The organism is Rhizobium sp. BK379, assembly GCF_014193955.1.
Lineage (GTDB): Bacteria > Pseudomonadota > Alphaproteobacteria > Rhizobiales > Rhizobiaceae > Rhizobium.
On record NZ_JACIAD010000007.1, the window covers coordinates 380,800 to 393,022 of the forward strand.

At 60.2% G+C, this 12,223-nt stretch carries 12 protein-coding genes; 3 read left to right on the forward strand and 9 right to left on the reverse strand.

The annotated features are described in order from the left end of the window. Window positions 1–28 precede the first annotated feature (28 nt). The 7 genes from FHT93_RS27925 to FHT93_RS27955 form a co-directional block, all read right to left on the reverse strand. Window positions 29–835, reverse strand: coding sequence for a c-type cytochrome (locus FHT93_RS27925; protein WP_112546266.1), 807 nt, complete (start codon window positions 833–835; stop codon window positions 29–31). Continuing rightward, window positions 835–2,457: a b(o/a)3-type cytochrome-c oxidase subunit 1 gene (locus tag FHT93_RS27930; protein ID WP_183850502.1), complete on the reverse strand. Its 1,623-nt coding sequence runs from the start codon at window positions 2,455–2,457 to the stop codon at window positions 835–837. Before FHT93_RS27930 ends, FHT93_RS27925 begins: the two co-directional genes overlap by 1 nt. Further along, the gene (locus FHT93_RS27935) at window positions 2,447–3,004 is read right to left on the reverse strand and encodes a cytochrome C oxidase subunit II (protein WP_112546264.1); all 558 of its coding nucleotides are present in this window, start codon (window positions 3,002–3,004) and stop codon (window positions 2,447–2,449) included. The genes FHT93_RS27930 and FHT93_RS27935 overlap by 11 nt, the downstream gene beginning before the upstream one ends. Further along, window positions 3,004–3,171 (reverse strand): hypothetical protein, encoded by a 168-nt coding sequence (locus FHT93_RS27940; RefSeq protein WP_183850504.1) that lies wholly within the window; start codon window positions 3,169–3,171, stop codon window positions 3,004–3,006. The genes FHT93_RS27935 and FHT93_RS27940 overlap by 1 nt, the downstream gene beginning before the upstream one ends. A gap of 7 nt (window positions 3,172–3,178) precedes the next feature. Then, window positions 3,179–4,441 carry a cytochrome c gene (locus FHT93_RS27945; protein WP_113208372.1) on the reverse strand — a complete coding sequence of 421 codons (1,263 nt, stop codon included), beginning with the start codon at window positions 4,439–4,441 and terminating at the stop codon, window positions 3,179–3,181. Continuing rightward, window positions 4,438–5,100, reverse strand: a complete 663-nt coding sequence (locus FHT93_RS27950) for a c-type cytochrome (RefSeq protein WP_112546262.1) — start codon at window positions 5,098–5,100, stop codon at window positions 4,438–4,440. The genes FHT93_RS27945 and FHT93_RS27950 overlap by 4 nt, the downstream gene beginning before the upstream one ends. 324 nt (window positions 5,101–5,424) lie before the next feature. Further along, complete coding sequence (locus FHT93_RS27955; RefSeq protein WP_112546261.1) at window positions 5,425–6,294, reverse strand: sigma-70 family RNA polymerase sigma factor; 870 nt, start codon at window positions 6,292–6,294, stop codon at window positions 5,425–5,427. A 164-nt stretch (window positions 6,295–6,458) separates the two neighbouring features. On the opposite strand from FHT93_RS27955, the gene FHT93_RS27960 reads away from it, so the two are divergent. From FHT93_RS27960 to FHT93_RS27970, 3 genes are all read left to right on the forward strand, one after another. After that, window positions 6,459–7,121, forward strand: a complete 663-nt coding sequence (locus FHT93_RS27960) for an HAD-IA family hydrolase (RefSeq protein WP_183850506.1) — start codon at window positions 6,459–6,461, stop codon at window positions 7,119–7,121. Between the two features lie 30 nt (window positions 7,122–7,151). Further along, entirely contained in the window at window positions 7,152–7,844 is a 693-nt protein-coding gene (locus FHT93_RS27965) for a RibD family protein (protein WP_112546259.1), read from the forward strand. A 306-nt stretch (window positions 7,845–8,150) separates the two neighbouring features. Further along, a complete protein-coding gene (locus FHT93_RS27970; RefSeq protein WP_112546258.1) occupies window positions 8,151–8,609 on the forward strand; it encodes a carboxymuconolactone decarboxylase family protein in 459 nt (152 codons plus the stop codon). An 18-nt stretch (window positions 8,610–8,627) separates the two neighbouring features. Here FHT93_RS27970 and rhaI read toward each other — a convergent pair whose 3' ends face one another. Both rhaI and FHT93_RS27980 read right to left on the reverse strand, forming a co-directional pair. Next, window positions 8,628–9,920, reverse strand: coding sequence for an L-rhamnose catabolism isomerase (gene rhaI, locus FHT93_RS27975; protein WP_183850508.1), 1,293 nt, complete (start codon window positions 9,918–9,920; stop codon window positions 8,628–8,630). A 50-nt stretch (window positions 9,921–9,970) separates the two neighbouring features. Next, window positions 9,971–12,067 (reverse strand): bifunctional rhamnulose-1-phosphate aldolase/short-chain dehydrogenase, encoded by a 2,097-nt coding sequence (locus tag FHT93_RS27980; RefSeq protein ID WP_018114482.1) that lies wholly within the window; start codon window positions 12,065–12,067, stop codon window positions 9,971–9,973. Between the last annotated feature and the right edge of the window lie 156 nt (window positions 12,068–12,223).

Genomic DNA, 12,223 nt, shown 5'->3' on the forward strand with positions numbered 1-12,223 from the left:
ACGGGTCATTCGGCCGCCATCGGACGGGTCATTCGGCCGCCAGTGGCTCCTTATTGGCATAGTATTGGGCTGCCTGGTCGATTTCCTCCGGCGTCATAGCGCGAGCGACATTGCGCATCTGGCTGCTGATGTCGTTCTGCCGTGAGCCGGATATAAAGGCCAGAAGCTGGGTCTTCAGATACAGTTCCGACTGACCCTCGAGCCAAGGGCTGCCGAGCTTGTTCTCGATGCTGCCATGGCAAGAACCGCAAGGCGCAATGCCGCGCGTCGGCGCGCCGCTCGCGACGATCCGCGGCACAGGATTGCTGCCTGACGGATGAAAGCCTGGAAGGCGCGGCAGGTAGGAATAATAGGCCGCCAGATCCTGCATGTCCTGCTCGGTCAGCTTCACGGCAAACGGACTCATGACGGCGTTGACACGCACACCGTCCTTGAAGTCACGAAGCTGCTTGTAGACGACGCTTGCGTATTGTCCCGCAAGGTTGGGAGAGTCGGCACGACTGACGCCCGTGGGGCCGTGACAGATCGCGCATTGCTGGGCCAGTGTAGCGCCCCGCCCGATCGCCTCTTCGTCCCGCTTTCTCGGCACCGCCGTCGCGATCTTGACCAGGGATGTCTTATAATCCGGCGTGATCGTTTCGGAAGGCGTTCCCGGCCGCGGCAATCCCGCGGCCCGACAGATGGAATCCCAGATGCCCGCTACCTGACCTCCTGCCTCCAGGCGCGGCAGCAGCACAAAGCCCAAACCTGCTGCTACGACAAAGATGCCCGCGGTGACGGTCACGCTCGTGACCGTCCAGCGATTGCGGAAGCTGATCATCTTTTCGCGAGGCATCATCGTTCTCCCACATAGACTGCGGGCACAGATGTATCGTCACGCACGGCGAGCTGAAGGATTGGATATCCGTAATTCGTAATGGTCAGCCCGATCATCAGAGCGATCCAGAGACCGTAGCTGTTGAGCGCAGCGGGCACCCTGGTCAGCGGATGGACGGCGACCGCGAAGCGATATTCCTCGGGCTCTTGCCGCACCGAAAACTGCGTGCGGACCAGAATGGCAATGAAGAGAATTCCCGCCGCGACAAGAATGAACCCGCCGAAGACAGAGAACACGACCGATAGGGCCTCGTTGGCGAGCGCCGGATCGGTATAGTCGAAGAAAGACATTCGACGTGGCATGCCGAGAATGCCGACATAGTGCCAGGGAAATGTCGTCACGATCATCCCGATGAACCAGAGCCAGAGCTGCAGCCTGACGAGCCCGAGGCTGACGATCTGTCGACCGGTCAAATGGGGCCAGAGATCATAGGCGATCGCAAAATACATGATGACGATGGCGCCGCCGAAGATGAGGTGGAAGTGCCCTGTTATCCACTGCGTATTGTGGATCGACGCGTCGAGCTGGTAGCTCATGTTGATGAGCCCGCCCGCCCCGCCGAAACCGAGCATGATGAAGGAGAATGTCACAGCCAGCATCATGGGGTTGCGCCACGGCAGGACCTTCAGCCAGCCGAACATGCCACGGCCGCCGCGCGCGCGGGCGGCGATCTCTATCGACGCGCAGATGGTAAAGACGGTCAAGAGTGTCGGAAGCGCAACGAGCGCGGTGAAAGCGGAGTGGATGAACTTGAAGCCTGCGCCGACCTGCGGATCGGCAAACGCGTGGTGGATGCCGATCGGCATTGCGACGACCAGGAACAGGATGAAGGAAATCCGCGCCATCGTATCGCTGTAGATCCGCCCGCCGATCGACCGCGGCACGATCGTGTAATAGGCGATATAGGTCGGCATCAGCCAGAAGTAGACGATGGCGTGCAATGTCCACGAGAAGAACACGCGAGCAAGACCTGCATCGATCGTCGACTTGAAGCCCAACGCTACGGGAATGATCTGCAGCAGAAGTTCGAGCGCCGCACCGACCGCAGTCCAGCCCCAAAGATAGGAGCCTGCGACATTGGCAAACATCGCCAGCGGGACCGGAGCGCCCGGATTGGCCTTTTTCCAGATGCCCAGATTGACGGACATCAATGCCACCCAGATCCAGGAACCGACGACGACCATCACGACGCCGATATAGTAGAACGGATTGCCGATCAGCGGCGGATAGAATGTATAAAGAACGGAAGCCATGCCCAGGGCTACCGGAATCATCGCGATGACGGAGCCGACGGCAATCAGCCAGAACCCTGCCCATGCCCAGCGCACACCAACCAGGTTCTGCTTCAGGGAAGACTCGCTGATCGCATAACCGAAGGCCATCGCCACAAGGGTCGGGAATACATAACCCATGACAGTGCCATGCGCCGTCAGCGAGCGATAATACCATTCCGGATTGTTGACCCAGGGAGACAACGGGCTGCGGACATACATCTGCCAGGCACCGAGCAACAGCGCCAATCCGAAAACCGCAAAGGCGAGCCAGAAATGCGCAAGGATCAATCTGCGATTATGGAGCACAGGAAAGCCTCCTCTTGTCCGCCATTTCCGAGAGGAACTGTTGCTTGTCCACGACCTTCACCCTTGCCCACATGCCCTCATGACCGACACTGCAGAACTCCTGGCAGGGCATCAGGTGGTCGCCGGGGGCTGCAAAGCTTGCCTTCTGGATCGACACGTAACCCGGTACGAGCATCGTATTGATGTTGGTGCCCTGAATGAGGAAGCCGTGCACGACGTCGGCGCTGGTGGCGCGGAAGGTGATCGGCGTCGCGGCCGGCACGACGATACAGGGCGGCGAGAAGGAATATTGCTGGCCGATCGCCCGAACCGTCACCGAGCCGTCAGGCTCGACAGCGCTCCCGAGATTGGACTCGATGAATTCGCCTGCGAGATGGATCGTCGTGGGATCGATGGTCTCGACGGTCGCCTGCGGCATCGTTGCATTGTGAATGCCTGCGAAAGCTGCCATTCCCGCGAGAAAGACGATGATGAGGACTGCAACTGTCGCCCAGCGCCGTTCGACACGCTCCGAGACTGCCGCTGCCTGATTATGCATATCGGTCATCAGCCGCTCCTGGGCACGAACACGAGCAGATAGAAAAGTATCCACATGAGGACGACGATCGCGGTCGCTATCCCCGCTACGGCAAGGGCGCCGTGTGGTCCCTCGGCGACGATCTGTTCGACCAAGGCGTTGTCAGGAGCGTCTGCTGGATCTTCCGAATTGATCATGGCGTCCTCATTGAAGTGGAGCAGAACGAAGTTTGTTCGCCTCGGCGGCAGTGACCGGCGTGCCGCGATTACCCCATGCGGTCCGGATGTAGGAGACGACGGCCGCCACCTCGTCGTCCGAAAGTGTTACCGCAAAGGGCGGCATGCCGTGCGGCATGGGGTTCTTTTCGGTCGCAGGCGGATAGCCGCCATTGAGCACCATGCGGATGCCGTTGACTGCCGATTCCATCTGGATCGACTGATTGCCGGCGAGCAGCGGATAATGCGGCGGTCGGCCTTCGCCCTGGGCGCCATGACAGCTGGCGCACTGCTTGTCATAGACTGATTTGCCGAGACTGATCAGAAGACTCGCCTCTTCCGTCCTGACGGAGGAGCGAGGCGGTGTGGGTTGGTCCTGCGCGATGCTCTTCAGGTAGACGGCCATGGCGCGGATGTCTTCGTCCGTCATGTACTGGAGACTATTGAAGACCACCTCCGCCATCGGGCCGTAGACAGCGCCCCGCGTCGAGATACCTTTCTGCAGGAGATCGGAGATCTCCTCGATCGACCAGTCGCCAAGCCCGGCCTCCTTGTTGGAGGTCAGCGATGGCGCATACCAGTCCTGCATCGGAATTAGTCCGCCCTGGAAGGCTTCCGATTCACGGCTTCCGCCAAGCGCGTTGATCGGCGTATGGCACATGCCGCAATGTCCGAGCCCTTCGACCAGATAGGCCCCCCGGTTCCACTCCTCTGACTGTTTGGCATCCGGCGTGAACTCGCCTTCCTTGAAGAACAGCGTCCGCCACCCGAGAATGAGAGAGCGGTTGTTATAGGGAAAGTCGAGCTCATGCGGACGGTTCGGTTGATGCACCGGCGTGATCGTCTTCAGATAGGCGAAGATCGCATCACTGTCTTCGCGGGTAACCTTGGTATAGGAGGCAAACGGCATCGCGGGATAAAGCAGCCCCCCGTCCGGATAACGGCCATGATGCATCGTGTTGTAGAAGTCGTCGGCAGACCATCGGCCGATGCCCGTCTCGTCCGGCGTGATGTTCGATGTATAAAGCGTGCCGAACGGCGTCGGCATGGCGCGCCCGCCTGAAAAGAGCTTTCCGTCGGGCGCCGTATGGCATGCAACGCAGTCTCCGGCGCGCGCGAGATATTCCCCCTTTTTGACCACATCGGAGGAAGCGTCCTGCGGGGACTGTGCTGCGACCGGGGAAAGCGCCGCGACGAACGCCACCATCGACGACAGGGCAAGGGCGGGCAAAATTCTCGGATGCGCGCTCATGGCTTATTGCCCTCCGGCTGGCTGCCGCATGCAAAAGGCAGAGAATAGGATCCGGCAGGAGACGGCGCGGGATCTGCTGGCTGGGGCTGATTGGCGAGATAGGCGGCGACGGCACGCACATCGTCCTCCGTAAGGTGCCCGGCCACAAGCTGCATGCAGTCAGGCGCGATTGCCGTTCGCGTACCGTAGCGCCATCCGCCGAGTTGTGCGCTTATATAGCTGGCCCGCAATCCGAGAAGTCCGGGGATCCCGGGTGACTGCCCCGTCAGGGCACCGCCGTGACAGCTGACGCAGGCCGGAATCGAGCGGTCGAGGTCGCCCTGCGTGACAAGCGCATGCCCGTGATCGAGCACCGCCTGACTGACGTCAGGTGGGGACTTTTCGGGCAGAGCCGGCCGCTGGTCGGCGAAATACTCGGCAAACTGCCGCAGGTAGTCGTCCGTCAAATAGGCGAGCAGATAGTTCATCGGCGGGTACTTGCGCCTGCCCGATTTGAAGGCTTCCAGCTGGTTATGGAGATATCCCGCAGGCTTACCCGCAAGTCGCGGGAAATAGGGGTCGTTCGTGCCCTTCCCTTCCACACCGTGGCACGGGGTACAGGCTTGAACGCGCTCCGCCATGTCATCCGGATAGGCCTTGGCTTCCTGGGCAGGGGCCATGCTTGCTCCCAGGAAGAAAAGACAGCATGCCAGGAAGGTCTCTCGTATGAGCACTACGTTTCCTCCGGAGCACAAACCACAGGTGAAAAATCTTGATGGGCGAAAACCCGGAAAGGCATGATATCGACGGGACAGATTCGATCCGGTCCGCGCCGAATAAGTAGCCGTATTCGACAATCCTCGCCTTGACAGAAATCAAGGAATAACGCGAACCGCTTGATATTGGCGATTTATTATATGGACGGAATCGCCCTCTTTCGATCTGCTTTCGGGACTGGCGACCGGCCTTCGCCCCCTTGTGGGAAAGACTTAGCGATGTGATCGTCAGCCTTCGAAGATCGAATAGCCGATATCGCGCAGATGATCCGGATCGGCGATCGCATCGACCGTCGAGATCCTGTCGCCCTCGAAGCCCAGCGCCAGCACAACGCGCAACTGCCCGTGGATGAAGACAACAAGACCGATTTCGCCATCGACAAGTGCAGCTTTCGCTGACGTCGCCCGTCCCTTGAAGTTTTCGGCGACGGCTTGCGCGCCGCGAAGCGGAGTGACATCCCCGAGCTGGATCGCAGCCGCATCCGGCCGGAAGACCGCATCCGGCGTGAGCACTGCAATCAGCCCTGCCAGATCGCCGTTGCGCGAGGCGAGGAGGAAAGCCTCGGCAATGCTCCGCTTGCGCGTAAGGTCGACATCAGGCGTTTCCGGTTGCCCCTGCACCCTGCGCCGGGCGCGGCTGGCAAGCTGCCGGGTGGCGGCAGCACTTCGCCCGATGACTGCAGCAATTTCTTCGAACGGGAGATCGAACATGTCGTGCAGCACGAAGGCGACGCGTTCAGCCGGCGAAAGCGTTTGCAGGACCACGAGCAAGGCGATGCCGACGGAATCGGCGAAGGCTGCCTCCCGTTCCGGATTGCTGGCAATATCGACAATCGCGCCATGCGCCGGCAGGTCGAGCGGCTCTTCATGGCGTGTCTTGCGCGAGCGCAGCATGTCGAGACAAATGCGCGCCACGACTGTCGTCAACCAGCCGCCGAGATTATCGACACTGCCTCTGTCCGATCTTGTCAGGCGCAACCATGCCTCTTGCACTGCATCCTCCGCCTCCGCCCGGGAGCCGAGCATGCGGAAGGCGACGGCCCGCAGATGCCCACGGTTCGCCTCGAATTCCTCGGCCAGCCATCTTTTCTCGTCCATCGATCCATTCCTTATCCTGTTGCATCAAAGACCATGACGAACGGAAGCGGGACGATGTGACAGGAGCGGAATCACATCAAGCCCATGAAATTCTACTGGCGACTTGACCTGCCGCATTTTTCATTGGCTGATGGCGCGTATATCCCTCCCAATGGTGTTTCCCGATGTCCTCCCGATTTGATAGTTCCAGACAATATGCCGCCTTCCTGTTCGACATGGATGGCACGATCCTGAGCTCGACGGAGTCAGCAGAGCGCGTCTGGGGACGCTGGGCGGAGCGGCACGGGCTGGATGTAGAAAAATTCCTGCCGATTATGCACGGATCACGAGGTATCGACACGATCCGGCGGCTGAACCTTCCCGGCGTTGATGCAGAAGCAGAAGCTGCGCAGATCACCGAAGAGGAAATCCAGGATGTCGAAGGCGTCATCGCGCTGCCGGGTGCCGCCGATTTTTTGGCTTCGCTGCCGCCAAACCGGTGGACGATCGTCACCTCTTCACCGCGCCGCCTTGCTGAGCGACGGCTCGAGGCAGCCGGCCTCCCGATGCCGCAGGCGATCGTGACGGCGGAAGATGTGACCGTCGGCAAGCCCGATCCGCAATGCTATATCCTCGGCGCAGAGAAGCTCGGCTTTGCAACGCATGAATGCCTGGTCTTTGAAGACGTCGAAGCCGGCGTAAAGGCAGGAGCGGCAGCCGGCGCCGATGTCATGGTCATCACGGCCGCCGGTCACAAGCATTCGCTGAAAGGTTATCCGGAGATCGAACATTATGCCGATGCGACCGTTGTCATTGCTGACAGCGGCCACCTTTCGATCAAGTTCTGAGTGCCTGCCGCAGAGCCGAAAGGAATTCCCATGAAGCCGGAAATTGTCTGCCTGATGATGTCGTCGCTCGACGGTGGCCTGCATCCGAGCAAATGGACCGAAAGCCCCGATGGCGGACGCAAGGAATGGTCGGCGCTCTATCAGCAGATCCATGAAGAGCTGCAGGGCGACGCCTGGATTGTCGGGCGCGTGACGATGGCCGAAATGGCGAAGGGAGAGCTGCACGCGCCACAATCTGCCGGCTCTGTCGAACGGCCGAACCATTTTGCCGATCGCAAGGCAAACAATTACGCGATCGCACTCGACACGTCGGGCAAGCTGCATTTTACGCGAGCAGATATTGAAGGCGACCATATCGTCGTCATCCTCGGCAATACCGTGCCGGACACCCATCTCGCAGAACTCGCTGCCGACGGCATCTCCTACATCGTTTCGCCATCAGCAGATATCGACCTGCCCGCAGCGCTCGATGTGCTGGAGAAGGAACTCGGCATCCGCAAACTTCTGCTCGAAGGCGGAGCCGCGATTAACGGAGCCTTCTTTGCCGCTGATCTTATCGACGAACTCTATCTGCTTGTCGCGCCGGCTCTCGACGGTAGCGGCGGCCAGCCTATCGTCACCTTCGAAGGCGGATTGGCGGGCAAGACACAACTCTCGCTCATTTCGGCCGAGACGAAAGACAACGGCGCCGTTGCCCTGCGATATAAAGTCCGCACACGATAGCGATTGCGGATAGCCACAGGTACGAGGCCGCTAGAGCCACACCGCCAACCACCTCTGAGCCTGATATCGTTGTCGCCGGCGCAGGAGCCGGGATTGGAACTTCACGGCGTTTGAGAGCCTGTGAGCTGCTGGCGAAACGGCCTTGACGATGGCCGTTCATTCCTGACGTAGCAGATGCTCATGCGTCTCATCTTTTTACGCTGCCCTCGTCACACTCTCTGCCCCTGGTCCGTCAAATCCATGACGAACGAAACCGGCAACTGCCCGGCTTTGCGTCAAACGGAACACGTCATCAGGAGACTGAACATGCAAGAGAGAATGGGAAATCCAGCCCTCGTCATCCCCGACGCCATGCAGGCACTGAATGCCCTCGGCAAACTGCCGGTTACGGTCGGCCTTGCGCCGGGATTTCTGGAGATCATCTATCTGCGCGCCAGCCAGATCAACGGCTGCAGCGTCTGCATCGATGGACATTGGCGCATTGCCCGCAAGCACGGCGAGACTGATGAGCGGCTGTTTGCCGTGGCCGGCTGGCGCGAAGCCCCCTACTACAGCGACGCCGAACGCGCCGCACTGGCACTGGCCGAAGCCGTCACCCGCCTCAGCGACCGAGCCGATCCGGTGCCGGATGAGGTCTGGGAGGAATGCACGCGCCATTACGATGGCAAGAGCCTTGCGGCCCTCGTCATCGCAATTGCCAATATCAATGTCTGGAACCGGCTGAACGTCGCCACCCGGCAGGTCGCGGGACAGTGGAAGCCGTGATGGACGGCTTCCAACCGATTAGATGATACCACCGCCGCCGGAGACGGAGGCGGGACGCTCAGCGGCTACCTTTTTGCGGTAGCCGCTGGTGCGGTAGGCAGCGATCGGGTCGATCGCCCCGCCCGCACGGCGGCGCGCTTCGGCCAAAATCGGCTCGACATCGGCGCGGTAGGCGCGCTTCAGCGTTTCCGACGCCATCAGCGCGTCATTGTCCTGCTGATAACCTTCGAGCGCCTTGCGATCAACGATCAGGGCCTGCGCATAGGCACGGCGGATTTCGTTGGCGCTGTTGATCAGGCTTTCGATCGGATCCGTCACATTATGCGACTGGTCGATCATATGGGCCGGATGGAAATCGTTGACGCCGCGCTGTTCGGCATCGACGAGCTCGTTGAAAACGAGGAACAGGCGATAGGGCTCGATCGAACCAGCATCGAGATCGTCGTCACCATATTTCGAGTCATTGAAATGGAAGCCGCCGAGCTTGCCGAACTGGATAAGACGGGCGACGATCATTTCGATATTGGTGTTCGGTGCGTGATGACCGAGGTCGACAAGACAATAGGCCTTGGGACCGAGCGTCTGGGCGATCAGATAGTTGGTGCCCCAATCCTGCACGATCGTCGAGTAGAAGGCTGGCTCGTACATCTTGTGTTCGGAAAAGAGCCGCCAATCGTCCGGCAGCGCCTTGTAAATATCAGCCATCGAGGCGAGATAACGCTCAAACGCCTTGGTGAAGTTGCTCTGGCCGGGAAAGTTGGAACCGTCGCCGATCCAGACGGTGAGCGCCTTGGAGCCGATCGCCTTGCCGATCTCGATGCATTCGATGTTATGTTCGATCGCCTGTTGCCGGGTCGCCGCATCCGTGTGGCTGAGCGAACCATATTTATAGGTCAGCTTCTGGCCGGGCGCATCGGAGAAGGTGTTGGAGTTCATCGCGTCGAAACCGAGGCCGAGCGCATCGCCCTTCGCCTTCAGATCCTTAACATCGGTCTTGTCCCAGGGAATATGCAGGGAAACGGTCGGCGTTGCCTGCGTTAGCTGGTTGATGACGGCGCAATCGTCGAGCTTGTCGAAGATACAGCGCGGCTCGCCGGTGCCCGGGAATCGTGCAAAGCGCGTGCCCCCGGTGCCCACGCCCCAGGAGGGCACGGCCACGGTGAATTCCGAAACCTTGCGGGTGATCGCCTCGATATCGACGCCGCGACGGGCGAGTGTGGCGCCAAGCGCTTCGTAGTCAGCCTTCAGCGCGCCAGCGCGCTTGTCGTTTTCCGTTGCGACCAGATCCGGCGCAATCCTGAATTCAGCCATGTCTTCCTCCCAGAGATTGTGTTGCGGCGGGCAACGCCCGCCGCTCGCGATCAGCGCGTGAAGCTTTGAACATTGCCGGCATCGACATTGATGATATTGCCGGTCGACTTGGCCGAAAGATCGGATGCCAGGAAGTAGACGGCTTCGGCGATGTCTTCCGGGAAGACGTTGAGCTTCAGCATGGAACGCTTGCGGTAATGTTCCTCGAGATCGTCCACTTCGATCTTCGAAGAAGCCGCGCGCTGTTCACGCCATTCGCCGCTCCAGATCTTCGAGCCGCGGAGCACCGCATCCGGATTGACTGTGTTGACGCGGATGCCGGCCTCTGCGCCTTCGAGCGCCAGGCAACGGGCAAGGTGGATTTCGGCAGCCTTTGCCGTGCAATAGGCCGCCGCATTCGGCGAAGCGGCAAGACCATTCTTCGATGCAATGAAGACGACGTTGCCGCCAAGCGCCTGACGGCGGAAGAGACGGAAAGCCTCGCGCGAAACGAGGAAATAGCCGGTCGCCAGAATGTCGATATTGCGATTCCACGTCGAAAGCTCTGTCGTCTCGATCGGCGCCGAAGACGCGATGCCGGCATTCGAAACGAGGATATCGATGCCGCCGAACTCGACGCAGGATTCGGCGAAGGAAGAGATGACTCCGTCTTCCTTGGTAACGTCGAGCTTCAGAGTGCGCACCGCATCCGCGCCGTACTTCTTCACGAATTCGGCTTCAGTCGATTCAAGTGCGGCCTGATCGATATCGGCAAGCACCACGCAGGCGCCCTCGCCGACGAGGCGAGCAGCCGTGGCGCGGCCGATACCGCCGGCGCCGCCGGTCACGAAGGCGACCTTGCCTGCCAGGCTCTTCGGCTTCGGCATGCGCTGCAGCTTGGCTTCTTCAAGCAGCCAGTATTCGATATCGAAGGCTTCCTGCTCCGGCAGGCCCTGATATTCTGACACCGTCGAGGAACCGCGCATCACGTTGATTGCGTTGACATAGAATTCGCTGGCGATACGAGCCGTCGCCTTGTCCCGGGCAAAGGACAGCATGCCGACGCCCGGCACCAGGAAGATGACCGGATTGGCGTCACGCATGGCAGGCGAATTGGCGTGCTTGCAGGCATTGTAGTAGCGCGCGTAATCGGCGCGATAATCTTCAAGCGCCTTGTCGAGGCCGGCGATGATGGCATCGACATCAGGCTTTGCCGGATCGAGATCGACGATCAGCGGGCGGATCTTGGTACGCAGGAAGTGGTCAGGGCAGCTGGTGCCGAGCGCACCAAGCGGGCGCAGGTCCTTCGAATTGACGAATTCAAGCACGGCGTCCTGATCATCGAAGTGTCCGAGCTTGCGCTCCTGCTTGCCGATACGGCCGCGGATTTCCGGCATCAGGCGGGCTGCAATGGCGCGGCGCTCTGCTACCGGCAGGCTCTGCACGACGGCACCGCCGAAGATCGTCTTGCCTTCGGTCTGGCCGGCGAACCATTCGATCGCCTTGTTGATGATATCGAGCGTCAGTTCGTAGCAGGCCTTGGCATCGTTTGCCCAGGTGAAGAGGCCGTGGCTCTCGAGCACGACACCCTTAGCGGTGGGGTTCGCCTTGACGAAAGCTTCAAGGTCGAGGCCGAGTTGGAAGCCCGGGCGGCGCCACGGTAGCCAGCCGATCGCGTCACCGAAGATCTGCTTGGTCAATTCCTTGGAGTTTTTGGAGGCCGCGATGGCGATGATCGCGTCCGGATGCATGTGGTCGACATGCGTAAAGGGCACGAAACCATGCAGCGGCGTGTCGATCGAAGCGGCGCGGGCATTGAGGTTGAAAGTGCAATGCGGCAGGAAGCCCACCATGCGGTCTTCGTCTTCGACGCCCTTGTAGATGCCTTTCAGCGATTCCAGCTTGTCCTGATAAAGTGTCGCGAAACCGTCGAGCTTGATCGTGCCGACATCGCCGCCCGAGCCCTTGACCCAGAGAACCTGAACCTTGCCGCCGCTTAGCGGGTCGGTTTCCATGACCTTGGCCGACGTGTTGCCGCCACCATAATTGGTGATGCGCTTGTCGGCGCCGAGCAGATTCGAGCGATAGAGAAGCTTGCCGGGCTCATCGAGGCCCGCCGCATAAGCATCATCCCACCGGTTCTCGAGAAGTCGAACCTTTGCCGCCATGTCATCCTCCCATATAGGCTTGTGTATAGGCCTGCGGGCGCCGCGATAAGCACGCCCTTTCGCTCACGGTATCGCGCATCAAAATGGCGCTTGTCAATCGAAAACGATCAAATTCGATTATGCTGCATCGCAATATGAAAATTTATGATCGTTTCT